At 64.8% G+C, this 25,798-nt stretch carries 21 protein-coding genes; 18 read left to right on the forward strand and 3 right to left on the reverse strand.

What is annotated here, in order from left to right; translation table 11 throughout:
• Nucleotides 1-39: 39 nt before the first annotated feature.
• From C4K38_RS14290 to C4K38_RS14315, 6 genes are all read left to right on the forward strand, one after another.
• The gene (locus C4K38_RS14290; protein ID WP_053278927.1) at nt 40-1,734 is read left to right on the forward strand and encodes a putative porin; all 1,695 of its coding nucleotides are present in this window, start codon (nt 40-42) and stop codon (nt 1,732-1,734) included.
• Nucleotides 1,735-1,812: 78 nt separating this feature from the next.
• The gene (locus tag C4K38_RS14295; protein WP_053278928.1) at nt 1,813-2,457 is read left to right on the forward strand and encodes a hypothetical protein; all 645 of its coding nucleotides are present in this window, start codon (nt 1,813-1,815) and stop codon (nt 2,455-2,457) included.
• A 20-nt stretch (nt 2,458-2,477) separates the two neighbouring features.
• Entirely contained in the window at nt 2,478-2,975 is a 498-nt protein-coding gene (locus C4K38_RS14300; protein ID WP_053278929.1) for a YbjN domain-containing protein, read from the forward strand.
• Nucleotides 2,972-3,925 carry a peptidylprolyl isomerase gene (locus C4K38_RS14305; RefSeq protein WP_053278930.1) on the forward strand — a complete coding sequence of 318 codons (954 nt, stop codon included), beginning with the start codon at nt 2,972-2,974 and terminating at the stop codon, nt 3,923-3,925. Before C4K38_RS14300 ends, C4K38_RS14305 begins: the two co-directional genes overlap by 4 nt.
• Before the next feature lie 165 nt (nt 3,926-4,090).
• Complete coding sequence (locus C4K38_RS14310) at nt 4,091-5,068, forward strand: LysR substrate-binding domain-containing protein (RefSeq protein WP_053278931.1); 978 nt, start codon at nt 4,091-4,093, stop codon at nt 5,066-5,068.
• 143 nt (nt 5,069-5,211) lie between these two features.
• Complete coding sequence (locus C4K38_RS14315) at nt 5,212-5,730, forward strand: GNAT family N-acetyltransferase (protein WP_053278932.1); 519 nt, start codon at nt 5,212-5,214, stop codon at nt 5,728-5,730.
• A 178-nt stretch (nt 5,731-5,908) separates the two neighbouring features.
• Here C4K38_RS14315 and C4K38_RS14320 read toward each other — a convergent pair whose 3' ends face one another.
• Nucleotides 5,909-6,607 (reverse strand): aspartate/glutamate racemase family protein, encoded by a 699-nt coding sequence (locus tag C4K38_RS14320; protein WP_053278933.1) that lies wholly within the window; start codon nt 6,605-6,607, stop codon nt 5,909-5,911.
• Nucleotides 6,608-6,686: 79 nt separating this feature from the next.
• Here C4K38_RS14320 and C4K38_RS14325 point away from each other — a divergent pair, with 79 nt between their 5' ends.
• Together C4K38_RS14325 and C4K38_RS14330 are read left to right on the forward strand one after the other, a co-directional pair.
• On the forward strand, nt 6,687-7,496 hold the full coding sequence (locus C4K38_RS14325; RefSeq protein ID WP_053278934.1) for a helix-turn-helix domain-containing protein: 810 nt from the start codon (nt 6,687-6,689) through the stop codon (nt 7,494-7,496).
• A gap of 131 nt (nt 7,497-7,627) precedes the next feature.
• Nucleotides 7,628-8,119, forward strand: coding sequence for a hypothetical protein (locus C4K38_RS14330; RefSeq protein ID WP_172833202.1), 492 nt, complete (start codon nt 7,628-7,630; stop codon nt 8,117-8,119).
• Between the two features lie 72 nt (nt 8,120-8,191).
• On the opposite strand, the gene C4K38_RS14335 is transcribed toward C4K38_RS14330, so the two are convergent.
• The gene (locus C4K38_RS14335; RefSeq protein ID WP_053278936.1) at nt 8,192-8,419 is read right to left on the reverse strand and encodes a hypothetical protein; all 228 of its coding nucleotides are present in this window, start codon (nt 8,417-8,419) and stop codon (nt 8,192-8,194) included.
• Between the two features lie 75 nt (nt 8,420-8,494).
• On the reverse strand, nt 8,495-9,922 hold the full coding sequence (gene ccoN / locus C4K38_RS14340; RefSeq protein WP_053278937.1) for a cytochrome-c oxidase, cbb3-type subunit I: 1,428 nt from the start codon (nt 9,920-9,922) through the stop codon (nt 8,495-8,497).
• Between the two features lie 486 nt (nt 9,923-10,408).
• Here ccoN and C4K38_RS14350 point away from each other — a divergent pair, with 486 nt between their 5' ends.
• From C4K38_RS14350 to C4K38_RS14395, 10 genes are all read left to right on the forward strand, one after another.
• The gene (locus C4K38_RS14350) at nt 10,409-12,082 is read left to right on the forward strand and encodes a nitrite reductase NirA (protein ID WP_053278938.1); all 1,674 of its coding nucleotides are present in this window, start codon (nt 10,409-10,411) and stop codon (nt 12,080-12,082) included.
• A 75-nt stretch (nt 12,083-12,157) separates the two neighbouring features.
• The gene (locus C4K38_RS14355; RefSeq protein ID WP_025809117.1) at nt 12,158-12,652 is read left to right on the forward strand and encodes a DUF934 domain-containing protein; all 495 of its coding nucleotides are present in this window, start codon (nt 12,158-12,160) and stop codon (nt 12,650-12,652) included.
• A gap of 220 nt (nt 12,653-12,872) precedes the next feature.
• Nucleotides 12,873-13,838 carry a hypothetical protein gene (locus C4K38_RS14360; RefSeq protein ID WP_053278939.1) on the forward strand — a complete coding sequence of 322 codons (966 nt, stop codon included), beginning with the start codon at nt 12,873-12,875 and terminating at the stop codon, nt 13,836-13,838.
• A 191-nt stretch (nt 13,839-14,029) separates the two neighbouring features.
• A complete protein-coding gene (locus C4K38_RS14365) occupies nt 14,030-14,701 on the forward strand; it encodes a DUF3313 domain-containing protein (protein ID WP_025809115.1) in 672 nt (223 codons plus the stop codon).
• Nucleotides 14,702-15,083: 382 nt separating this feature from the next.
• Complete coding sequence (locus C4K38_RS14370) at nt 15,084-15,545, forward strand: SRPBCC family protein (RefSeq protein WP_053278940.1); 462 nt, start codon at nt 15,084-15,086, stop codon at nt 15,543-15,545.
• A gap of 160 nt (nt 15,546-15,705) precedes the next feature.
• Complete coding sequence (gene tpx / locus C4K38_RS14375) at nt 15,706-16,206, forward strand: thiol peroxidase (protein WP_009048801.1); 501 nt, start codon at nt 15,706-15,708, stop codon at nt 16,204-16,206.
• Nucleotides 16,207-16,381: 175 nt separating this feature from the next.
• Nucleotides 16,382-17,704 carry an MdtA/MuxA family multidrug efflux RND transporter periplasmic adaptor subunit gene (locus tag C4K38_RS14380; RefSeq protein WP_053278941.1) on the forward strand — a complete coding sequence of 441 codons (1,323 nt, stop codon included), beginning with the start codon at nt 16,382-16,384 and terminating at the stop codon, nt 17,702-17,704.
• A complete protein-coding gene (locus tag C4K38_RS14385) occupies nt 17,701-20,805 on the forward strand; it encodes an MdtB/MuxB family multidrug efflux RND transporter permease subunit (protein WP_053278942.1) in 3,105 nt (1,034 codons plus the stop codon). Before C4K38_RS14380 ends, C4K38_RS14385 begins: the two co-directional genes overlap by 4 nt.
• Nucleotides 20,802-23,909 (forward strand): efflux RND transporter permease subunit, encoded by a 3,108-nt coding sequence (locus C4K38_RS14390; protein ID WP_053278943.1) that lies wholly within the window; start codon nt 20,802-20,804, stop codon nt 23,907-23,909. Before C4K38_RS14385 ends, C4K38_RS14390 begins: the two co-directional genes overlap by 4 nt.
• A complete protein-coding gene (locus C4K38_RS14395; RefSeq protein WP_053278944.1) occupies nt 23,906-25,384 on the forward strand; it encodes an efflux transporter outer membrane subunit in 1,479 nt (492 codons plus the stop codon). Before C4K38_RS14390 ends, C4K38_RS14395 begins: the two co-directional genes overlap by 4 nt.
• Nucleotides 25,385-25,798: the final 414 nt, after the last annotated feature.

Genomic DNA, 25,798 nt, shown 5'->3' on the forward strand with positions numbered 1-25,798 from the left:
ACGACTGATGCAAGTTTTGCCAAAAGGAGCTGTGTGCAAATGATTTCCAACGTGAATCGATTGTCCCTGGCGATCGGCATGGTCATCGCGACCCTGGTGGGACCGGTAGCGGCCGCGCCCGCTGCGCCCTCGGAAAACGCCACGATCAATCTGATCCGTTTGCTGGTGCAGCAGGGCGTGCTGAAACAGGAGCAGGCCGACGGCCTGATCGCCCAGGCCGAGCGCGAAGCGCAGCAGGCGCGCCAGGCCAACACCGCGGTGGCGGCAGGGCCGGCGGCGACCCCGGGGGATGTGCGGGTGCAATACGTGCCGGCCATTGTCCGCGACCAGATCCGCGACCAGGTCAAGGCCGAGGTCATGGCCACCGCCAAGCAGGAGAACTGGGCCCAGCCCAACACCTTCCCGGACTGGGTGTCGCGCATCAGCTTCGACGGCGACATTCGCCTGCGGGACGAATCGCGCTACTACTCGGGCAGCAACAGCAACGAAATCGTCGACTTCGCCAGGCTCAACGACAAGGGCCCGTATGACGTCAACCCCAACAGCAGCACTAACCTGCCGCCCTTGCTCAACACCCGCGAGGACCGCGAGAACCTGTTCCGCCTGCGCGCCCGGCTGGGCATGAAGGCGCAGGTCGCCGAGAACTGGACCGCCGGCATCCGCATCGGCACCGGCTCGGACAACAACCCGGTGTCTACCACCCAGACCTTGGGCGGCGGGTTCGGCAAGAAGGACATCTGGCTCGACCAGGGCTACCTGACCTGGAAGGCCACCGACGACCTGACCCTGACCGGCGGGCGGATCGCCAACCCGTTCTTCTCCACCGACATGCTGTATTCCACCGACCTGAATTTCGACGGCGTGGCGGCGATCTTCAACCACAAGCTCAATCGTGACTGGGGCCTGTTCGGTACGGTCGGCGCGTTCCCGGTGGAGTACACCAACGACACCTCCACCAGCAACGGCTTCGACAAGGAAGAAAGCGACAACAAATGGTTGTACGGCGCGCAGATCGGCGCCAACTGGGCGATCAACAGCAACCACCGGCTCAAGGGTGCGCTGGCCTACTACCGCTTCGACGACATCGAAGGCCAGCGCTCCGGTGCCTGCGAACCCTGGGCCGGGGCGCCGGGCTGCGACAGCGACGGCAGCCGCGTAGCCTTCATGCAGAAGGGCAACAGCGTGTTCCTGCTGCGCGACATCACGCCCAACCCGCTCAACCCGGCCGCCACCCCGCAGCCGCAGTTCGTCGGCCTGGCCTCGGAGTTCAACCTGCTGGACCTGAACCTGGTGTGGGACGCCGACCTGCCGGAGAACTTCAAGCTGCGCAGCCAGGCCAACTACATCCACAACCTGGGCTACGACGAAGGCGAGATGCGCAAGCGCTCCGCAGGCCAGATCGTCAACAACCTGGACAGCAGCGGCGAGCTGGAAAGCGGCGCCAACGCCTGGATGGTGCAGTTCACCCTGGGCAACAGCCTGGAGCTGGCCAAGCAGGGCGACTGGAACCTGTTCGCTGGCTACAAGTACATCCAGCCCGATGCGCTGCCTGACGGTTTCAACGATTCCTCGTTCCACCTCGGCGGCACCAACGCCAAGGGTTATTTCCTCGGCGGCAACTACGGCCTGGCCAAGAATGTATTCGCCACTGGCCGCTGGCTGAGCTCCGAGGCGGTGTACGGCGCGCCGTTCGACATCGATGTCTTGCAGCTTGAAATCAACACGCGCTTCTAGGGCGCGAGGGGCACTGTCATGACCAGTCTTGCGATGAAAAGCACGGCGATGAAATGTACGGCTATGAGGAGCACGGCGATGAACGCGCGAGCCAGGGCAGGGCGCTGCCTGTTGTTGACCCTGGGCGTGCTGATGGCCAGCGGGGCCAGCGCCGAAGGCATGGAGGAGCGCCTGCGCACTCAGTTGCGCAGCACCACCCAGCAGTTGCAGGCGCTGCAGAGCGAACAGGCCCAGGCCAGTGCCGCCCGCGTCGCCGCCGAGAACCAGGCCAAGCAGGCGCAGGCGCAGATCAAGCAACTGAGCGCCGACCTGGCCAAGGCCCGCGGCGTCGCCGAGCAACTGGCCGGCCAGCAGCAGAACCTGCACAGCCAGGCCCAGGCGCAGATGGCCGCCAGCAGCGAACAGATCGGCAAGTTCAAGAAGGCCTATGACGAGTTGCTGGTCATGGCCCGGGCCAAAGAGGCCGAGCGGGCTCGGCTTCAAGCGCAATTGAGCGAACGTGACACACAAGTGCAGCAATGTTCGGTCAAGAATCAGCAGATGTATGGCGTGGCCAAACAGATCCTCGCGGCCTACGAAAAGATCGACGTGGCTGAGGTGATGAAAATCCGCCAGCCCTTCGCCGGCGGCGCCCGGGTCAAGTTCGAAGAGCTGGCCCAGGGCTTTGGCGACGACCTGTACAAAACCCAGTTCGATGCCCCCCAGGCAGCGAGCACCCACTGAATATCAGGGAAGAATCGAGCATGACTGAACCAACCCAACTGATCGCCAGCGTCACCCCGCAGAGCCTCACCGAACTGCTGCAAGGCGCCGGCTACCGGGTCAACCAGACCGACCAGAACGGCATCGTGCAACTGCTCAGCGCCAGCCAGGGCATCGGCTACGCCGTGCGCTTCGGCAACGCGGCGGGTGGTGCAGAGGGTAGCTATGTGGACTTCACCTTCAGCTGCGCGCTGCGGGTCCAGGGCGAGCTGCCGGCGGGCCTGGCCGAGCTGTGGAACGCCTCGCGACGCTTTGCCCGGCTCTCGGTGCAGGGCGAGTTCCTGGTGATGGAAATGGACGTGGTGGTGGCCGGGGTCGGCAACGATCACCTGCGCAGCCAGCTGGAACTCTGGGACCGGCTGTTGCAGGAGTTCATCGTCTACCTGCGCGACTACAGCCAGCACGCCGCGCGCCTGCAGGCCCAGGTCGATGCGCCTGAAACAACGCCTGAGGCCGTCGCCGAGGTGCCTGCGCAGTGAAGAAGCCAAGCCTGGTGGTCGGTGTCGGGGCCCTGGCCCTGGTGGCGCTCGCGGTGTGGCTGGGCGTGCGCCCGGGCAGCGACCCGGTGGCGGCGCAACAGCCCAAGCTGATGGCGGCCAGCCCGGTCGACGACGGCCCGGCGGTGGCGCGCCTGGGTAACCAGCGGGTGGCGCCGGAGGAGCTCAAGGCGCTGTTCGCGGCGTTGCCCGAGCCGTCCCGCGACCAGCTGCGGGGCAATCGCCCGGCCCTGGAAAATTGGATTCGCACCCGCCTGGCGGAAAAGGCCGTGCTCGAACAGGCCGATGCCCAGGGTTGGCGCCAGCGTCCGGACGTGGCCTTGCAGACCCGGGTGGCCACCGAGCAGATTGTCTTTCGCGACTACTTGCGCTCGGTCAGCCAGGTACCGGCCGGTTATCCCAGCGAGTCTGAATTGCAGCAGGCCTACGATGCGGGCAAGGCGCAGTGGCAGACCCCGGCCTTGTACCGGGTCAGCCAGATCTTCCTCGCGGTCGGCGACCCGCAAGCAATGGAGGCGACACGCAAGCAGGCCCAGGAACTGAGCAAGAAGGCCCAGGCCGCCCCCGGCGAATTCGCTGCCCTGGCCAGCCAGTATTCCCAGGACCCCGACAGCGCCCGGCGCGGTGGCGACTCCGGGTTGCAACCGTTGCAGCAGTTGGTGCCCGAGGTCCGCGCTGCCGTGGCGCGCTTGAAGGTCGGCGCGGTATCGGACGCGGTGCAGAGCGCGGCGGGTTTTCATGTGCTCAAGCTGACCGAGCAGCAACCGGCCCGCACCGCGACCCTGGACGAGTTGCGCGAGCGCCTGACCCAGGCCCTGCGGGCGCAGCGCCAGGAGCAGATCGCCAAGGCTTACCTGGAAGGCATGCTCGACACTGCGACCCTGAGTATCGACGGCGCGCAGTTGAACAAGGTGCTGGAGGAGAAGCTTTAAGGGGGCGGTGCGGCGTAGATCGCTATCGCGAGCAAGCTTCGCTCCTACAGGGGGATTGCGTTGCTTGTGTAGGAGCGAAGCTTGCTCGCGATGGGCGGCGCAGCCGTCCGACCCGCTATGACAACGTGCAATGGATGCCATCACCCACACGACAGGGAGTCACCCATGTCCTTTCTGGAACCCGTCCCGATCTCGGGCATCACACCCTACAGCGCTCCGGCCGAACCCCGGGAAGCCTGGCTGGCCCTGGCCGCCGGGATCGAGCCGGAGCTGGCCCAGTATTTCCTGGTCACCGCCCGTTGCGGCTGCTTCATGCAGGCGGCGCGCAGCCTGAACATCAAGTCGACGCTGCTGCGCAAACAGCTGGCGCACCTGGAGGAACAGCTGCGCCGCTCCTTGTTCAGCTTCCAGGGCAGCGCCCTGAGCCTCAGCCGCGAAGGCCAGCAGCTCAAGGCTCAGCTGATCGCCCTGGCCCACGAGCGCACGCTGCCGGTGCTCGAACAGCCGCTGCTGCGCCTGGCGGTGGCCGAGTCGATCCTGCATGACATCCTCGGCCGCGACCTGATCTCCCTGTTGCGGCGCAACGCCAGCGTGCGCCTGGAAATCATCTCCATCGACAGCGAGCTGTCGCTGCGGGCCCTCAGCGCCGACGTGGTGGTGTGGCTGGGCGGGGTGGACTCACCCAAGCCGGGGCCGAGCTTCGTCACCAGCCCGCCGCAGCCGCTGGTGCGCCTGGACTACCTGCCGCATATCGCCAAGCGTTACTCGCGGGTCGCGGCGCGCCCCGACAGCCTGGACGACCTGGCCGACTACATGCTGGTGCAGTGGCAGCAGGACCGTCAGGTCGAGCCGCTGCGGCCGTGGAACCAGCTGGTGGAGCAACGCCTGGCGGGGGTGGTGCAGGTGCATTCCTACGAGCTGATGCTGGAGATGATCCGCTGCAGCGCCTGCATCGGCCTGTTGCCCCATTACATGAGCCGCTTCGACCGCGGCCTGACGGCACTGCCCGGGCTGTTCGACGAGGCCATGCCGCGCCAGGTGTGGATGGCGGTGAATGCCGAAGTGGAGCACGACGCCGAGGTGCGGATGCTGGTGGAGCTGATCCTGCACACCTTCAATGAGCGCGGCGAATGGTTTGAATAGCCCCGGGCGCGCGCTTCTGCTTCTGTAGGAGCAAGGGGGGCGCCCAGCTCTTGCTCGCGATTGGCCGTACCGAGCCGTGCTCGCCACAACCGCCATTGGCGCTCTACACTCGATGGCCGTATCGCATGAACCAAGGAAGACTTATGCCCGCCGAGATCCCCACCATCGTCATCGAGCGTTTCAGCGAAGCCCATGTGCAGGGCATCACCGCGCTGTACAACGACCCCGCGGTCGCCCGCCAGGTGCTGCAGATGCCGTTTCAGTCCGCCGAGGTCTGGCGCAATCGCCTGGCGCCGGACAACGAGCGGCGGGTGGCCCTGGTGGCGCTGCACCAGGGGGCGGTGATCGGCAGTTGCAGCATCGAGCAGTACTCGCGCATCCGCCGCGCCCACTGCGGCGGCGTCGGCATGGGCGTGGCGGTGGAATGGCAGGGCCAAGGCGTCGGCAGCCGGCTGTTGGCGGCGGTGCTGGAGGTGGCGGACAACTGGATGAACCTGCAGCGGGTGGAACTGACGGTGTTCGCCGACAACGAAGCCGCCCTGGGGCTGTACCGCAAGTTCGGTTTCGAGAGCGAAGGTTTGCTGCGCGACTACGCGGTACGCGATGGCCAGTACGTCGACGTCTTGAGCATGGCGCGCCTGCGCCGCAGGCCACAGGCCTGATTCACCCCCTGTAGCCGCTGCCGCAGGCTGCGATGGTCCGGGCCACGTTGGTCGCAGGACCTCAGCGATCTGAAGTACGCCGCGCCCGTTCCGGGCGATCGCAGCCTCGCTGGCGCTCGACAGCGGCTACAGGTTTGCGGCGGTCAATAGGGTGAGGTCAGGCTCGATTTCAAGGCCACTACCACTCTCCATCCAAGGCAAACGCCACCGCCGCCCGCGCATGCAGCTCGGTGGTGTCCAGCAGCGGCAGGGGGCTGTGCTCCGGTTTGATCAGCAAGCCGATCTCGGTGCAGCCGAGGATGATGGCCTGGGCGCCGCGCTCCATCAGGGCCTGGATCACCTGCCGGTAGCGCTGGCGCGAGCTGTCGCTGATGACGCCCACGCACAGCTCGTCGTAGATGATCCGGTGCACGGCCTGGCGGTCCACGGCGTCTGGCACCAGTACCTTGAGGCCGCGATCGACCAGGCGTTGCTTGAGAAAATCCTGTTCCATGGTGAAGGCCGTGCCCAGCAGGCCCACGCTGAGGGTGCCAGCCTCGAGCGCGGCCTCGGCGGTCGGGTCGGCGATGTGCAGGAAGGGCACCGACAGCACGGCCTGAATCTGGTCGGCGACCTTGTGCATGGTGTTGGTACAGAGCACCACGCACTCGGCGCCTCCGGCCTCCAGGCGGCGCGCCGCATCCACCAGGATCTCTGCCGCGAGGTCCCAGCGCCCGGCGTGCTGGGCCTGTTCGACAGGCCCGAAGTCGAGGCTGTACATTAGCAACCGCGCCGAGCGCAGCGGGCCGAGACGGTCCCGTACCTGCTGGTTGATAAGGCGGTAATACTCGGCGCTGGACTCCCAGCTCATGCCGCCGATAAGGCCGATGGTGCGCATACACAGCTCCTGTTGCTGACCAACCTGAATGCCGAGAGTGTCCCGTGACACAGCCCTGCGATCTATCAAGAAATTTCATATGCCTGGCGTGCTGAGCAGCAAGGTCCAGGGTTACGAGCTGCTGCGCCGCGAACTGCTGGGCGGTACCCTCGACCTGCAATTGCTGCCGCGCGCGGCCTACAGTGCGCGCGATCCGCTGCAGTGGCAAAGCCTCGGCGTGAGCCTGGAACGGCAGCAGGGCGTGCATGCCATCGGCAGCGACCGGCGCGAGGATTTCGACAGCTGGCCGGGGACCCTGGCCTTGACCCCGGCCGGGGTCGAGGTGTTTTCCGAGTCGCCCCACGGCGGTGAATACCTGCTGCTGCGCTGGTTGGCCGAACCACGGAATCTGGGCATCGCCAACGGTTCGCAACGCCTGCAGCTGCCCGGACATGCCCGGGCCCTGGCGCTGGGACGGCAGGCGCGGCAGCTGTTGCTGGACCCCAACCAGGATCAACTGGCCCTGGAACAATGCGCCTTGCAGTTCGCCGGCCTGGCTGCCGTCGATAAACCAGCGGCCAAGGCCGCCAGGCGCACCGAGTTCAGCCGGGTGCTGACGCTGATCGAGCAGCAGTACGCCGAGCCCCTGTCGCTCACTGAACTGGCGGCCTGCACCGGACGCAACGAACTGCGTTTCCTGCGGGACTTCACCCGCGCCATCGGCATGACGCCCCATGCCTGGCTGGTCGAAGTGCGGGTCCAGGCGGCGCGCCGGCTGATCGAACACAGCGACCTGCCGCTCGCCGCCATCGCCCTGGAGACCGGCTTCGCCCACCAGTCCCATATGGGCAGCGCCTTTCGCAAGATCCTCGGCCTGACCCCCAGCCAGTACCGCGCCCTCGGCGGCTGACTGGGCTGAGGGCGAGCGCGTGGTCACCGTTCGGCAGCAGCGCGGTCCGCGTCCTGCTTTTAGTCATACGACACGGGCGGCATCTGCCATGCTCAAGGTGTGCAATCGCGGCTCTTCGGAGGGCTATGAACGTGGACGACGTACGGCAACTGGGCGAGATGCTTCGGCGCTACGCAGAAAGCGAAGCCCACAAGAAACAGCTGTTCGAAAGCCAGTCGGTGGTCTGGACGAACCGTATCGGCGAGCTGTTCGACCTTATCCAGCAGTGGCTGGCACCGGTGCTGATGCCGGACCTGCTGGTCTTGACTCGCGAGCCCTACGTGGCCTTCAGCCCCAGCGTCCCGGTGAAAAGCTCGACCTTCAAGACCGAGAAGCTGATCATCGTCATCGCCGGTAAACCGGTGGAGTTCGTGCCCGATGTGATGGGCGTCGCCGGGCAGATTTCCCTGGCGGTCATGGGCCTGACCGCCGCGCGGTATGGCAGCGTGTCCCTGGTGGGGCTACCCGACGGCAACTGGCAATGGCGCAAGGCCGACGGCCTGAAGGAGCCCGAGGTCTTTGCCTTCGATGGCGACTTCCTGGCGTCGCAGCTGCAGGTGCTGATTCCCCGGGAGCGTGGGTGAGTTCCATGCTGTCTGGCGAATGAAGGGATATCGGGCGTTGCGGTTGTTGCTCCAGCCCGTCAAGGGCATCCCTCAAACCTCCACATTGCCCCAGCCCGGCCGGGCTTCGGTCGGTTCCGGCGCCACGGCGTCGATCTTCTTGCCGGTGGCCAGTTCCACCCGGCGGGCCACTTCCGGGTCGTCGGCGAAGGGGATCAGGCTGGCGTCGTCGAGGCTCTTGGCCGATTGATGGCGCAGGCAGTAGCCGATGCTGAGGTAGAGGAAGGTCACGCCGAGCAGGTCAAGTGCGAATTCGATCATCGGGGGCTCGCTGTGCTGCAGGAGGGGGATAAGCGACGCGGGCCGGGTTGCGGCCCGCGTCGTGCTCTTGGGCGATCAGGCGATCTGGGCGTCGCTGAGGGCCAGGCGCGGGTCGGCCACGCGCACGGTACGCCAGGTGTTGTAGGCCATCAGCAGCATGCCGCTGAGGAAGAACACGCCCCCGGCGAAGCGCACGATAAAGCCCGGGTGGCTGGCCTGCAGGGCTTCGACGAAGGAATAGGTGAGGGTGCCGTCGTCGTTGACCGCGCGCCACATCAGGCCCTGGGTGATGCCGTTGACCCACATCGAAGCGATGTAGAGCACGGTGCCGATGGTCGCCAGCCAGAAGTGCAGGTTGATCAGCGGGATGCTGTGCATCTGCTCACGGCCGAAGACCTTGGGCACCATGTGGTAGATGGCGCCGAAGGTGATCATCGCCACCCAGCCCAGGGCGCCGGCGTGGACGTGGCCGATGGTCCAGTCGGTGTAGTGGGACAGGGCGTTGACCGTCTTGATCGCCATCATCGGCCCCTCGAAGGTCGACATGCCGTAGAAGGCCAGGGACAGCACCAGAAAGCGCAGGATCGGGTCGGTGCGCAATTTATGCCAGGCGCCGGAGAGGGTCATCATGCCGTTGATCATGCCGCCCCAGCTCGGTGCCAGCAGGATCAGCGACATGGCCATGCCCAGCGATTGCGCCCAGTCCGGCAGGGCGGTGTAGTGCAGGTGGTGCGGGCCGGCCCAGATGTACAGGGTGATCAGCGCCCAGAAGTGCACGATGGACAGGCGATAGGAATACACCGGGCGCCCGACCTGCTTGGGCACGAAGTAATACATCATCCCCAGGAAACCGGTGGTGAGGAAGAAGCCCACGGCGTTGTGGCCGTACCACCACTGGACCATGGCGTCGGTGGCGCCGGAGTACACCGGGTAGGACTTGAACCAGTCCACCGGGATCGACAGGTGATTGACCACGTGCAGCATGGCGATCACCAGGATAAAGGCGCCGAAGAACCAGTTGCCGACGTAGATGTGCTTGGTCTTGCGCTGCACCACGGTGGTGAAGAACACAATGCCGTAGACCACCCAGACCACGGCCATCCACACCGCGCCGGAGAATTCGATTTCCGCGTATTCCTTGGTGGTGGTGTAGCCCAGCGGCAGGGTGACCAGCATGATCAGGATCACCGACTGCCAGCCCCAGAAGGTGAAGGCGGCGAGCTTGTCGGAATACAGCCGCACCTGGCAGGTGCGCTGTACCGCGTAGTAACTGGCGGCGAACTGGGCGCTGCCGGCGAAGCCGAAGATCACCAGGCTGGTGTGCAGCGGGCGCAGGCGGCCGAAGCTGGTCCAGGGCAGGTCGAGGTTCATTTCCGGCCATACCAGCTGGGAGGCGATCCACACCCCCATGGCCATGCCGATCACGCCCCAGGCCACGGTGGCGATGACGAATTGGCGCACCACCTTGTAGTTGTAGGCCGGTTCCATTGTTGCTGTGCTCATGGTCAATGCTTCCACGGTTGCAAAGGCTTGCCAGGCCACCCGGCCTGGCATGCCATGCACTGTAGAAAGCACCGACGAAACAAAACAGGCTCAGAAAAAAACCATTAATACGGATCAGATTTGCCCGCCTGCCCGTGCAGGTCTGCGACCGGCTGATACGGTTTTTTAGTTTTTACCTGAATCTGTAACGCTCTGAGCCGTAAGGGCATAGTCACCGCCACACCAAAACCCCCGGATCACCCCTGGAATGCCGTAACCACTGTGGCCCTGTAGCCCTGTAGCCCTGTAGCCGCTGCCGAGCGCAGCGAGGCTGCGATCGGCTGCAAAGCAGCCGCAAGACCGACACATGTGTTCTGTCAGCCAGACCGCATCGTCCGGATTGCGAGCGCTACGCGCTCGGTCGCAGCCTCGCGCTGCTCGGCAGCGGCTACAGGATTACAGCGGCTTCAGGGGCGGGATCGGGGTCAGCACTGATGAGGCCGTGACATGTATCACTATGACGAGTACGACCGGGCCCTGGTCTTTGAACGGGTGGCGCAGTTTCGCGATCAGGTCGAACGCTTCATGGCTGGCGAGCTGAGCGAAGAGGAGTTCCTGCCGCTGCGCCTGCAGAACGGCCTGTACATGCAGAAACACGCCTACATGCTGCGGGTGGCCATTCCCTACGGCACCCTCAGTGCGCGGCAGATGCGCACCCTGGGCAGCATCGCCCGCGACTACGATCGCGGCTACGGCCACTTCACCACCCGGCAGAACATGCAGTTCAACTGGATCGAGCTGGCCCAGGTGCCGGACATCCTCGAACGCCTGGCCAGCGTGGAGATGCATGCGATCCAGACTTCCGGCAACTGCGTGCGCAACATCACCACCGAGGCCTTCGCCGGGGTGGCTGCCGACGAGCTGATGGACCCGCGGCCCCTGGCGGAAATCCTGCGCCAGTGGTCGACCATCAACCCGGAATTCCTGTTCCTGCCACGCAAGTTCAAGATCGCCATCTGCTCGGCCCGTCAGGACCGGGCGGCGATCATGATGCATGACATCGGCCTGTACCTGTACCGCGACTGGCGCGGGCAGATGCTGCTGCGGGTAATGGTCGGCGGCGGCCTGGGGCGTACGCCGATCCTCAGCCAGCAGATCCGCGACGGCTTGCCGTGGCAGCACCTGTTGTCCTATGTGGAGGCGGTGCTGCGGGTCTATAACCGCCACGGCCGGCGCGACAACAAGTACAAGGCGCGGATCAAGATCCTGGTCAAGGCCCTGGGCATCGAGGCCTTCGCCAAGGAAGTGGAGGAGGAGTGGCAGCACCTCAAGGACGGCCCGGCGCAGTTGACCGAGGCCGAATACCAGCGGGTCGCCAGTGCCTTTATCCCGCCGCTCTACGAGCGCCAGCCGGCCACCGATCTCGACTACGGCAGCCGCCTGGCCGAGGATCCGGCCTTCGAACGCTGGGTGGCGCATAACGTCAAGCCGCACAAGGTGCCGGGCTACGCCAGCGTGGTGCTGTCGACCAAGCCCGGCAGCGCCTCGCCGCCCGGCGACGTGACGGCGGCGCAGATGGAGGCGGTGGCCGACTGGTCCGAGGCCTTCGGCTTCGGCGAGATCCGTATCGCCCATGAACAGAACATCGTCCTGCCGGACGTGCCCAAGTCCGCTCTCCATGGGCTGTGGCGGCTGGCCGGCGAGCAGGGCCTGGACAGCGCCAACGTCGGCTTGCTGACCGACATCATCGCCTGCCCCGGTGGCGACTTCTGCGCCCTGGCCAACGCCAAGTCGATCCCCATCGCCCAGGCGATCCAGGCGCGCTTCGACAATCTGGATTACCTGCACGACCTGGGTGATATCAGCCTGAACATCTCCGGCTGCATGAATGCCTGCGGCCATCACCACATCGGCAATATCGGCATCCTCGGCGTCGATAAGAACGGCAGCGAGTGGTACCAGATCACCCTCGGCGGCGCCCAGGGCAAGCACAGCGCGCTGGGCAAGGTCATAGGCCCGTCGTTCAGTGCCGAGGAAGTGCCAGGAGTGATCGAACGCATCATCGCCACCTTCGTGCGTTACCGGGAAAGCGAAGAGCTGTTCGTCGATACCGTGCAGCGCATCGGCCTGGAGCCGTTCAAGGAGCGGGTCTATCCGAAAGTGCTGGAGGCGCAGTCATGAACCTGCAGCACGACCGTGCAACAGACAGCACAGCCATGAGCCAGGAGTTACAGCCGTGAGCGAGAGACTAAAACCATGAATAATCTGTTGCGCTTGCAAGATGGCCAGGCTGGGCGGGTCGAGGACGATCCCTGGAGCCTGGTGCGCGAAGTGGACGGCCCGCTGCCCGCGGGGCCGCTGATCTTGCCGCTGGCCCGCTGGCTGATCCGCCGCATCGAGCACGAGCCGGCGCGGGACGGGGTCTGGCTCGGTCCGGACGACGAGGTGGAAAGCCTCAGGCCCTGGCTCAAGCTGATCCCGCTGATCGCCCTGGACTTCCCCAGCTTCCGTGACGGCCGCGCTTATAGCCAGGCCTACCTGCTGCGCACCCGGCTGGGCTGGATGGGCGAACTGCGGGCAGTGGGCGATGTGCTGCGCGACCAGCTCAGCCATATGCGCCAATGCGGTTTTGACAGCTTTGCCATCCGCGAAGACAAATGCGCCGACGATGCCCTCAAGGGGCTGGCGGGCATGAGCGTGCTCTACGGGCGCTCGGCGATCGAGCCGCGGCCGCTGTTCCGGCGTCGCTGAAGAGGGGCGCCGGCACAGGTCGGCGCTTCGCTCGATGCTCACAGCCGCCCGGGAACCGGGCGGGCGACCGCCATTGTCTGGCCGCCAGGGGCATTTGTCCTTGGGTCGATGATGGCGCTTTGGTAGAGTCCCACCTCTTATGAAGGAGCCAGGGATCGGCGTCCGGCGATCAGCCGCAGGCGTGCCTGGCATGGGCCATCCATGGAAGAGAGTCGCGGCTGTGAGCGTTGCTAAAAAGATACTCGGGTTGTTTTCGTTGTTGCTGATCCTGACCCTGTGGGTCGGCTATTTCTATGTGTACCAGGATGCCCGCAGCGGGCGCCTCGGCGACACCCTCGACAGCTACGGCTGGTGCGGCCCCGCCACGGATTCGCCGCATTCCTTCAAGCGCGACTACCTGCTGCTCAGGGTCACCAACAGCACCCAGGGCGAGTTCAGGGTCTCGGGGGAGGTCAACGTTTCCGAACGCACCTACAACCGCTACGAACTGGGCCGCTACCCGCTGAAATTGCGCCTGGAACCCTTGCAGTCCACCTACAGCATGCCGCCGCTGTTCTTTGAAGAGGTCAAGGTCAAGCCCTTGAACCGCAATTTCAGCTCGCCGCACAAGAATGCCTACGCGGACCTGGAAAGCCGGTCGATCCGGGTGATCGGCGAGTCCAGCCGGTTTCCCTTCGAGGTGTACCGCTACGGCTACAAGCCGGTGCTGTACATCCTCAAGGGCAATGAGCAGGTCGACCTGCCGTTCAAGCGCGTCACCACGCAGGTGAACCTGTCCAACACCTTCACCCCGACCCGGATGTACAACCCGGCGGACTACATCGCCGAGCAGAACAGCCTGGTCCAGCCCGGCGACTATCCGGCCTATGGCGCCAGCGAGTGTGCCTTCAGCATCGAGCGTAAAGGCTCGTTCAAGATCATCGTGCTGCTGTTGTTGCTGGTGCTGTGCCTGCCGCTGTTGATGGTGCTGTACCGCGACGAGCCGACCATCGACTTTCTCGCCACGCTGCTGGGCGTAGCGGCGGTGCGGGTATTCCTGGTCGGGCCGCTGCAGGACTACCAGCTGTACGGCATCGACTTCGTGTTTGGCGCCGTGATCATCCTGGCCGGGACCTTTTCCCTGCTCAAGGCCATGCGCATCGACGCCCGGCGCGAGGCGGCGGCAAGGCGCGGAACGACTTGGTAACGGACGGGCTGGTAACGGGCTTGGGCAAGGTGCGGCTTTGACGCCGCACCTGTATCTGTCCGATTTGCTAAGAGTTCTCTGGCCTGCTTTGGCGATTAATCCGCTTTTACTGTGCTGATATGCCCGCTATTGGCTATACCTAAATTTCCTCAAACCGGTAGCGCTTCCGGATTTCTGACAGGAGTTACCCCATGAAGCTCGCATCAATGATGAGCACGCTGTGCCTGGCCTCCCTAGGGTTGGTGGGCTGTTCCAGCAACATCACCCAGCCCGACGAGTATTCCGGTTTTCTCGGCGACTACAGCCAGCTCAAGGAAGCCAAGTCACCGTCGGGTGTCGAGGTGATGCGCTGGGTCGATCCCAAGCTGGACCTGAAGCAGTACCGCAGCGTCTATATCGAGCCCACCCAGTTCTATCCCAAGCCGCAGCCAACGGTGAAGATCCCGCAGAACACCCTGTACGGCATCAACCGCTATTACGACGAGGCGCTCAAGCGCGAGATCGGCAAGGACTTGCCGCTAGCCACCGCACCGGGCCCGGGCGTGATTGTGGTGCGCGCGGCGATCACCGCCGTGAGCAGCAAGACCGAAGGCCTGAAGCCTTACGAAATCATTCCCATCGCCCTGGTGGCGGCGGCGGTGAGCACGGCCAGCGGGATCCGCGACCAGGAGACCACCCTGGGTACCGAGGCGCAGTTCATCGACGGCGGCAACAACAAGGTGATCGCCCAGGTGGTGCGCAAGGGCAGCGGCAAGCCGCTGCAGAACGACACCCAGGTCATGCAGCCTGCGGACGTGAAAAACGTCATCGACGGCTGGGCCTCCGACCTGCATCAGTCCTTCAACAAGCTGAAAAAACAGTAGGGGCCGGGGCCTCTCCCGAGCTTTTTTTGCCAACTGCGTCGGGGGTCAGGGCGGGTGCCTGACCCCCTTCATCGAGCAGGTCCGGCAGCCAATGAAGAACTCAGGTTTCGCTGGCGAGGCGAGGGCGCAAGGCCCACGGCGGCATCGCCTGTGACAGGATTACAGCGTCCGCACCCTGGCTGCGTGTTCCAGGATCGAGCGGTGACAGAGTTCCAGTGCCTGCTCAAGTCTTCATGTGGATTGTGATTATTTCCATGTATTTAAGGTGGTTAAGTTAATGTGGATTGTTAATAGAAGAAAATTCAATAAAAACATATAGATATAGTGAATATATGATGTTTAGCATCATGTTTATTGATGAGCTCAAGGAGTTTTTCCTGGCATGCCCGTGGTAGAGCGCACGACTTTCATCGCCGGTCGCAGCCCGGCCCAGGTGCTGGATTTCTGTCTTGAAGGCGCCAACTTCCCGAAGATCTTTCCCGAGCGCATCACCCCCTTGCGGGGCGTGGACATCAATAACCTGCGGATCAGCGCCGGGCGCCAGTTCAGCTTTCGGCACTGGATGTGGGGTGTCATACCGGCGACATGGACGGTTGTTATACGTGAAGTCAGCGATCGCCATTTCGTCGACGAGATGCTCAAGGGACCGCTGCGCGCCTTCCGTCATGAACACCGGGTCGAGGCCTGCGACGGGGGTACCCTGTATACCGACCGGGTGACTTATCGGGCACTGGGCGGCGCACCTTTGGAATGGCTGGTGGTCAATGCCTGCATGGCGCGCATTTTCGAGGCCCGGCATCGCAACATGCTGCGCTTGCTGCGCTTGCTGCGCTTGCTGCGCTGAGGGGCGTCGTGCGGCCTCGCTCCCTGTATCCAGTCAAGGGCGCAAAAGGGCGACAATTTGTATCCCGGGCATAGGTGGCCGGAGCGTTTCATGTTTAACTTCCGGCCTCTCGATTTTCTTTACAGCTGTTCAATGACAATCGTTTATAAGGACTCCGTTCATGGCTCAAGTCACCCTTAAAGGCAACCCGGTTCAAGTCAACGGCCAACTGCCACAAGCCGGCTCCAAGGCGCCAGCGTTTTCCCTGGTGGGCGCCGGTCTGGCCGACATCACCCTGAGCAGCTTTGCCGGCAAGCGCAAAGTGCTGAACATCTTCCCAAGCGTCGACACCCCGACCTGCGCCACCTCCGTGCGCAAGTTCAACGCCCAGGCCAACGACCTGAACAATACCGTGGTGCTGTGCATCTCGGCTGACCTGCCGTTCGCCCAGGCCCGTTTCTGCGGCGCCGAAGGCCTGGAAAACGTGCAGAACCTGTCGACCCTGCGTGGTCGCGAGTTCATCGAAAACTACGGCGTGGCCATTGCCGACGGCCCGCTGGCCGGCCTGACCGCCCGCGCGGTGGTGGTGCTGGACGAGAACGACACCGTGCTGCACAGCGAGCTGGTCAAGGAAATCGCTGAAGAACCGAACTACGACGCGGCCTTGGCCGTTCTGAAGTAACAGGTTTTACAATTATTCACGGCCTGGCCCTGTCCAGGCCGTTTTTATTTGTGCTTCAGTGGCTTAGCAGACACTTGCAAACGTAAGCCCAAGGTAAATTGCCGGTAAAGGCGCTTTGCTAAACACCGGCCAGTGCTTATCTTTCAGCCTTCTGAAAAAGATCCCCTCGCGCCCAATGGTTGATCATTCCATGCAATCCTCCGTTTCCCGCAACTCCCGTCGCTGGCTGTTCGGCCTGCTTGTCCTGTTGGCCATCGTCGGCCTGTGCTGGAAGTTCTGGCCGGCCTCGACCACCCACAAGGATGCCGCCGGGCAAAAGGCCGCGGCCGGACACACCGGGCGCAGCGGGGTGATGCGTCCGGGGTTCGGCGGCGCGACCGGGCCGATCCCGGTGCGGGTGGCGCCGGCCACGCGCGGAGACTTCCCGCTGTATTACAAGGCACTGGGCACCGTCACCGCGCTGAACACCATCAATGTGCGCAGCCGGGTGGCGGGTGAACTGGTCAAGGTTAGCTTCGAGGAAGGGCAGATGGTCAAGGCCGGCGACCTGCTGGCGGAAATCGACCCACGGCCTTACCAGAACGCCTTGCTCCAGGCCGAAGGCACGCTGTTGCAGAACCAGGCCCAGTTGAAGAACGCCCAGGTCGACTTCGAGCGTTATCGCGGCCTGTATGCCCAGGACAGTATCGCCAAGCAGACCCTGGACACCGCCGCGGCGCTGGTCGGCCAGTACCAGGGCACGGTCAAGACCAACCAGGCGGCGGTCAACGACGCCAAGCTCAATCTCGAATTCACCAAGATCCGCGCGCCGATCACCGGCCGCGTCGGCCTGCGCCAGCTGGACGTCGGCAACCTGGTGGCGGCCAACGACACCACCGCGCTGGCGATCATCACCCAGACCCAGCCGATCAGCGTCGCCTTCACCCTGCCGGAGAACAACCTGAACAGGGTGCTGGAGCGCTATCGCAGCGGCGCCAAGTTGCCGGTGGAAGCCTGGGATCGCGGCGACCAGGAGCTGCAGGCCAGCGGCGTGCTGCAAAGCCTCGACAACCAGATCGACACCGCCACCGGCACCCTGAAGTTCAAGGCGCGCTACGAGAACCGCGACCAGGCGCTGTTCCCCAACCAGTTCGTCAACGTGCGCGTGCTCGCCGACACCCTGAAAAATGTGGTGCTGGCGCCGTCGGCGGCGATCCAGTTCGGCACCAATGGCACCTTCGTCTACGCCCTGGACGGCGACAACAAGGTCAAGGTCCGCGAGTTGCAGGTCGGTGACAGCAATGGCGACTCCACCGTGATCAAGGCCGGCCTGGAAGCTGGCGACCGCGTGGTGCTGGAAGGCACCGACCGCCTGAAAGACGGCAGCGAAGTGGAAGTGGTCAACGCCAGCGAAGAAGTACCGGCCACCCCGACCCAGCACCTGCAGGGCAAGCCGGCCAGTTCGGCGACTACGCCTGCCCCGGCCGCTGACGCCCCGGCGAGCAAGGTCGGCGCATGAACCTGTCGCGGCTGTTCATCCTCCGTCCGGTAGCCACCACCCTGAGCATGCTGGCCATTGTCCTGGCCGGCCTGATTGCCTATCGCCTGTTGCCGGTCTCGGCCTTGCCTCAGGTCGATTACCCGACCATCCGGGTGATGACCCTGTACCCCGGCGCCAGCCCCGACGTGATGACCAGCGCGGTCACCGCGCCCCTGGAACGCCAGTTCGGGCAGATGCCCGGCCTGACCCAGATGGCCTCCACCAGCTCCGGCGGCGCCTCGGTGCTGACCCTGCGCTTCAACCTCGACATCAATATGGATGTCGCCGAGCAGCAGGTGCAGGCGGCGATCAACGCCGCGACCAACCTGCTGCCCACTGATTTGCCGGCGCCGCCGGTGTACAACAAGGTCAACCCGGCGGACACCCCGGTGCTGACCCTGGCCATCACCTCCAAGACCATGCTGTTGCCCAAGCTCAACGACCTGGTCGATACCCGCATGGCGCAGAAGATCGCGCAGATCAGCGGCGTCGGCATGGTCAGCATCGCCGGCGGCCAGCGCCAGGCGGTGCGGATCAAGGTCAACCCCGAAGCCCTGGCGGCCAACGGCCTCAACCTGTCGGACGTGCGCACCCTGATCGGCGCCTCCAACGTCAACCAGCCCAAGGGCAACTTCGACGGTCCGACCCGGGTGTCGATGCTCGACGCCAACGACCAGCTGACCTCGCCCAAGGATTACGCCGAGCTGATCCTGGCCTACAAGAACGGCGCGCCCCTGCGCCTGAAAGACGTCGCGCAGATCGCCGGCGGCGCCGAGAACGAGCGCCTGGCGGCCTGGGCCAATGAAAACCAGGCGGTGCTGCTGAATATCCAGCGCCAGCCCGGGGCCAACGTGATCGAGGTGGTGGACCGGATCAAGGCGCTGCTGCCGAGCATCACCGACAACCTGCCGGCCGGCCTCGACGTCACCGTGCTCACCGACCGCACCCAGACCATCCGCGCCTCGGTCACCGACGTGCAGCACGAACTGCTGATCGCCATCGCCCTGGTGGTGATGGTGACCTTCCTGTTCCTGCGCCGGGCCAGCGCCACGGTGATCCCGTCGATTGCCGTGCCGTTGTCGCTGATCGGTACCTTCGGCGTGATGTACCTGGCGGGCTTCTCGGTCAACAACCTGACCCTGATGGCCCTGACCATCGCCACCGGTTTCGTGGTCGACGATGCCATCGTGATGCTGGAGAACATCTCGCGCTTCATCGAGGAGGGCGACAGCCCGATGCAGGCCGCGCTCAAGGGTGCCAAGCAGATCGGCTTCACCCTGGTGTCGCTGACCCTGTCGCTGATCGCCGTATTGATTCCGCTGCTGTTCATGGCCGACGTGGTCGGGCGGCTGTTCCGCGAGTTCGCCATCACCCTGGCGGTGGCGATCCTGATTTCCCTGGTGGTGTCCCTGACCCTGACGCCAATGATGTGCGCACGCCTGCTCAAGCGTGAACCCAAGGAAGAAGAACAGGGCCGCTTCTACCGCGCCAGCGGCGCCTGGATCGACTGGCTGATCGCCAGCTACGGCCGCGGCTTGCAATGGGTGCTCAAGCACCAGCCGCTGACCCTGCTGGTGGCCGTCGGTACCCTGGCGCTGACCGTGTTCCTTTATATGGTGGTGCCCAAGGGCTTCTTCCCGGTGCAGGACACTGGGGTGATCCAGGGCATTTCCGAAGCGCCGCAGTCGGTGTCCTTCGCCGCCATGAGCCAGCGCCAGCAGGACCTGGCGAAAATCATCCTGGCCGACCCGGCGGTGGAAAGCCTGTCGTCCTATATCGGCGTCGACGGCGACAACGCCACCCTCAACAGCGGCCGGCTGCTGATCAACCTCAAGCCGCATCGCGAGCGCGACCTCAGCGCCACCGAGGTGATTGCGCGGATCCAGCCCCAGGTCGACCAGTTGGTGGGCATCCGCCTGTTCATGCAGCCGGTGCAGGACCTGACCATCGAGGACCGGGTCAGCCGCACCCAGTACCAGTTCAGCATGTCGTCGCCGGATGCCGACCTGCTGGCCCTGTGGAGCGGGCGCCTGGTGGATGCCCTGGCTCACCGGCCGGAACTCACCGACGTCGCCAGCGACCTGCAGGACAAGGGGTTGCAGGTGTACCTGGTGATCGACCGCGATGCCGCTTCGCGCATCGGCGTCTCGGTGTCGAACATCACCGACGCGCTGTACGACGCCTTCGGCCAGCGGCAGATTTCCACCATCTACACCCAGGCCAGCCAGTACCGCGTGGTGTTGCAGGCCCAGGCTGGGGAAACCATCGGCCCGCAGGCGCTGGAACAGATCCATGTGAAGACCGCCGACGGCGGCCAGGTGCGGCTGTCGAGCCTGGCCCGGGTCGAGGAGCGCCAGGCGCAACTGGCCATCGCCCATATTGGCCAGTTCCCGGCGGTGATGATGTCGTTCAACCTGGCGCCCGGTGTGGCCCTGGGCGAGGCGGTGAACGTCATCGAGCAGGTGCAGCGGGACATTGGCATGCCGGTGGGCGTGCAGACCCAGTTCCAGGGCGCGGCCCAGGCGTTCCAGGCTTCGCTGTCGAGCACCTTGCTGCTGATCCTGGCGGCGGTGGTGACCATGTACATCGTGCTCGGGGTGCTCTACGAGAGCTACATCCACCCGATCACCATTCTCTCCACGCTGCCGTCGGCGGCGGTGGGCGCCTTGCTGGCGCTGATCCTTAGCGGCAACGACCTGGGCATGATCGCGATCATCGGCATCATCCTGCTGATCGGCATCGTCAAGAAGAACGCGATCATGATGATCGACTTCGCCCTCGACGCCGAACGCAACCAGGGCATGGCCCCGGAGCAGGCGATCTACCAGGCGGCGCTCCTGCGTTTCCGGCCGATCCTGATGACCACCCTGGCCGCGCTGTTCGGCGCCGTGCCGCTGATGCTGGCCACCGGTTCCGGCGCCGAACTGCGCCAGCCCCTGGGCCTGGTGATGGTCGGCGGCCTGTTGCTGAGCCAGATCCTGACCCTGTTCACTACGCCGGTGATCTACCTGTACTTCGACCGCCTGGGCCGGCGCTGGCGTTCGGCGCCTGAGCCCGCGGAGTCGGTAGAGCAGCCATGAACCTGTCCGGACCCTTTATCCGCCGGCCGGTGGCCACCATGCTGCTGAGCCTGGCGATCATGCTGCTGGGCGGCGTCAGTTTCGGCCTGCTGCCGGTGTCGCCGCTGCCGCAGATGGACTTCCCGGTGATCGTGGTCCAGGCCAGCCTGCCGGGGGCCAGCCCCGAGGTGATGGCGTCCACCGTGGCCACGCCCCTGGAGCGTTCCTTCGGCGCGATCGCCGGGGTCAACACCATGAGCAGCCGCTCCAGCCAGGGCTCGACCCGGGTCATCCTGCAGTTCGACCTGGACCGCGACATCAACGGCGCGGCGCGGGAAGTGCAGGCGGCGATCAATGCTTCGCGCAACCTGCTGCCCAGCGGCATGCGCAGCATGCCCACCTACAAGAAGGTCAACCCGTCCCAGGCACCGATCATGGTGCTGTCGCTGACCTCCGATGTGCTGGAGAAGGGCCAGCTCTACGACCTGGCCTCGACCATCCTGTCCCAGAGCCTGTCCCAGGTGTCCGGGGTGGGCGAGGTGCAGATCGGCGGCAGTTCGCTGCCGGCGGTGCGTATCGAGCTCGAGCCGCAACTGCTCAACCAGTACGGCGTGGCCCTCGACGATGTGCGCAAGACCATCGCCGAGGCCAACGTGCGCCGGCCCAAGGGTTCGGTGGAGAACAGCGAGCAGATGTGGCAGGTGCAGGCCAACGACCAACTGGAGAAGGCCAAGGACTACGAACCGCTGATCATCCACTACAAGGATGGCGCGGCCCTGCGCCTGAAAGACGTGGCCAAGGTCAGCGACGGCGTCGAGGACCGCTACAACAGCGGTTTCTTCAACGACGACGCGGCGGTGCTGCTGGTGATCAACCGCCAGGCCGGGGCCAACATCATCGAGACGGTCAACGAGATCAAGGCGCAGCTGCCGGCGTTGCAGGCGGTGCTGCCGGCCAGCGTCAAGCTCAACCTGGCGATGGACCGCTCGCCGGTGATCAAGGCCACCCTGCACGAGGCCGAGATGACCCTGCTGATCGCCGTGGCCCTGGTGATCCTGGTCGTCTACCTGTTCCTCGGCAATCTGCGCGCCTCGCTGATCCCGACCCTGGCGGTGCCGGTGTCGCTGGTGGGCACCTTCGCGGTGATGTACCTGTATGGCTTTTCCCTGAACAACCTGTCGCTGATGGCGCTGATTCTCGCCACCGGGCTGGTGGTGGACGACGCCATCGTGGTGCTGGAGAACATTTCCCGGCACATCGACGAAGGCATCGCGCCGATGAAGGCGGCTTACCTGGGGGCCAAGGAAGTCGGTTTTACCCTGTTGTCGATGAACGTCTCGCTGGTGGCGGTGTTCCTGTCGATCCTGTTCATGGGCGGGATCATCGAAAGCCTGTTCCGCGAGTTTTCCATCACCCTGGCGGCGGCCATAGTCGTGTCCCTGGTGGTGTCCCTGACCCTGACCCCGATGCTCTGCGCCCGCTGGCTCAAGCCCCATGTGCCGGGCCAGGAAAACGGCTTGCAGCGCTGGAGCCAGCGCACCAACGACTGGATGGTGGCGAAATACGCCAGCAGCCTGGATTGGGTGCTGCGCCACAAACGCCTGACCCTGCTCAGCCTGTTTGTGACCATCGGCGTCAACATCGCGCTGTACGTGGTGGTGCCCAAGACCTTTATGCCGCAGCAGGACACCGGCCAGTTGATCGGTTTCGTGCGTGGCGACGACGGCCTGTCGTTCACCGTGATGCAGCCGAAGATGGAGATCTTCCGCCGCGAAGTGCTCAAGGACCCGGCGGTGGAGAGCGTGGCCGGCTTCATCGGCGGCAGCAACGGCACCAACAACGCCTTCATGCTGGTGCGCCTCAAGCCGATCAAGGAACGCAACATTTCCGCGCAGAAGGTCATCGAGCGCCTGCGCAAGGAAATGCCCAAGGTGCCCGGCGCCCAGCTGATGCTGATGGCCGACCAGGACCTGCAGTTCGGCGGCGGCCGCGAGCAGACCACCTCGCAGTATTCCTACATCATCCAGAGTGGCGACCTGGGGGCGTTGCGCGAGTGGTACCCGAAAGTGGTCACCGCGCTGCGCGCCTTGCCGGAGCTGACCGCCATCGACGCCCGCGAAGGGCGGGGCGCCCAGCAGGTGACCCTGGTGGTCGACCGCGACCAGGCCAAGCGCCTGGGCATCGACATGAACATGGTCACCGCGGTGCTCAACAACGCCTACAGCCAGCGGCAGATTTCCACCATCTACGACAGCCTCAACCAGTATCAGGTGGTGATGGAGGTCAACCCGAAATACGCCCAGGACCCGGTCACCCTCAACCAGGTGCAGGTGATTACCGCCGATGGCGCGCGGGTGCCGCTGTCGACCATCGCCCATTACGAGAACAGCCTGGAAGACGACCGGGTCAGCCACGAAGGCCAGTTCGCCTCGGAAAGCATTTCCTTCGACATGGCCGAAGGGGTAACGGTGGAGCAGGGCACGGCGGCCATCGAACGGGCGATCGCCAAGGTCGGCATGCCGGAAGACGTGATCGTCAAGATGGCCGGCACCGCCGACGCCTTCGCCGCGACCCAGAAGAGCCAGCCGTTCATGATCCTTGGCGCGCTGCTGGCGGTGTACCTGGTGTTGGGCGTGCTTTATGAAAGCTACATTCACCCGCTGACCATTCTCTCCACGCTGCCGTCGGCCGGGGTCGGCGCCTTGCTGTCGATCTATGTGCTGGGCAGCCAGTTCAGCCTGATCTCGCTGCTGGGGCTGTTCCTGCTGATCGGCGTGGTAAAGAAAAACGCCATCCTGATGATCGACCTGGCGTTGCAGCTGGAACGCCATCAGGGCCTGAGCCCGCTGGACTCGATCCGCAGCGCCTGCCTGCTGCGCCTGCGGCCGATCCTGATGACCACCCTGGCGGCGATCCTCGGCGCCTTGCCGTTGCTGCTGAGCAGCGCCGAAGGCGCGGAAATGCGTCAGCCCCTGGGCCTGACCATCATTGGCGGCCTGGTCTTCAGCCAGATCCTGACCCTCTACACCACCCCGGTGGTCTACCTCTATCTCGATCGCCTGCGCCATAAGTTCAACCACTGGCGTGGGGTTCGTACCGATGCCGCTCTGGAAACGCCGCTATGACTGACTGTTCGCCACGCAACCTTCCTCAGCGCCTGGCCCTGGCCCGCGGTTCGCGGCTGTTGAGCCTGAGCTTGTGCCTGGCGCTGCTCAGCGCCTGCGCCATCGGCCCGGACTATCAGCGCCCGACCGTCGCCGAGCCTGCGCAATACAAGGAGGCGGCGGGCTGGCGCCAGGCCAGCCCCAGCGATGCCCTGGCCCGTGGCGCCTGGTGGGAGCTGTACGGCGACCAACAGCTCAACGGCCTGATCGACAAGCTCAACAGCGCCAACCAGACCGTGGCGCAGTCCGAGGCCCAGTACCGCCAGGCCCAGGCCCTGGTGCGCAGCGCCCGTGGCTCGCTGTTCCCCACGGTGGACCTGAGCGCCGGGAAAACCCGCGCCAGCCAGGGCACCGGCAGCAGCAGTTCGGCCCTGAGCAGTTCTTCCAGCGGCATTCGCGACACCTACAACACCCAGCTCGGGGTGAGCTGGGAGGCCGATGTCTGGGGTAAGCTGCGCCGTGGCCTGGAGGCCAACGAGGCCAGCGCCGAAGCCAGCTTCGCCGACCTTGCGGCAATGCGCCTGAGCCAGCAGTCGGAGCTGGTGCAGAACTACCTGCAACTGCGGGTCATCGACCAGCAGAAGCGCCTGCTCGAAGCCACGGTGGCGGCCTACCAGCGCTCGCTGACCATGACCGAGAACCAGTACCGCGCCGGGGTTTCCGGCAAGGACGCGGTGGCCCAGGCGCAAACCCAGCTGAAAACCACCCAGGCCGAGCTGATCGACCTGATCTGGCAGCGCGCCCAGTTGGAAAACGCTATCGCGGTGCTGATCGGCCTGCCGCCGGCCGAGTTCAGCCTGGCCGAGACCCAGGACATCCCGGCCTTGCCCCAGGTGCCCTTGAGCCTGCCGTCGCAGTTGCTGGAACGGCGCCCGGACATCGCCTCGGCCGAGCGTTCGGTGATCGCCGCCAACGCCAATATCGGCGTGGCCAAGGCTGCCTATTACCCGGACCTGACCCTGAGCCTGGCCGGCGGCTACAGCAGCAGTACCTACGCCGACTGGATCAGCCTGCCGAACCGCTTCTGGTCGGTGGGGCCGAAACTGGCCATGACCCTGTTCGATGGCGGCCAGCGTTCGGCGGAAGTCGACCGCACCGAGGCGGCTTACGACCAGACCGTGGCCAAGTACCGCCAGACCGTGCTCGACGGCTTCCGTGAGGTGGAGAACTACCTGGTGCAGCTCAAGGTCCTGGAAGACGAGGCGGCGGTGCGCCAGCAGGCCCTGGATGCGGCGCGCGAGTCGCTGCGCCTGACCGAGAACCAGTACAAGGCCGGGGTGATCGCCTACCTGGATGTGGTGGTGGTACAGGCCACGGCGTTGAGCAACGAACGCAGCGTGCTGACCCTGCTGCAAAGCCGGCTGGTCACCAGCGTGCAACTGATCGCCGCCCTCGGTGGGGGCTGGGACGGCCAGCTGCAGGCCAGCAAAGAGTAATAGGTTGAATCCGTGATTCGCCCGGACAACCGTGGCGCCCGGGTTTATGATCGCTGCGTCGAAATACCGGTCTGACTCCCTGTAGCCGCTGCCGAGCCCGCGAGGCTGCGAACGGTTTGGGCGGCACTCCGACGCAGCGACCCTAAGCCCTGGCCCCGCGGCCTGCCTGGATAAATGCGCGGCCTGGTTTCACGACCGCTACACGGTCGCGCGCAGGCTGCGCCAGCGGCTACATCGATAGCGGCGTGCCTGGCGTTGTCAGGAGTCGAGTCGCTGTAACCGATTTGTTTTATCAGCCGGCTACTTTCATCCGACTGATGGCTTTTTGCTTACTTTGTGAGTGTGTTTCTGTACGCAATCAGTACAATTGCGCCTTTTACCGCCGGGCATGGAAGCTTCCGGCTAACGCCACGA

Source organism: Pseudomonas chlororaphis subsp. piscium (assembly GCF_003850345.1).
GTDB classification, from domain to species: Bacteria; Pseudomonadota; Gammaproteobacteria; order Pseudomonadales; family Pseudomonadaceae; genus Aquipseudomonas; species Aquipseudomonas piscium.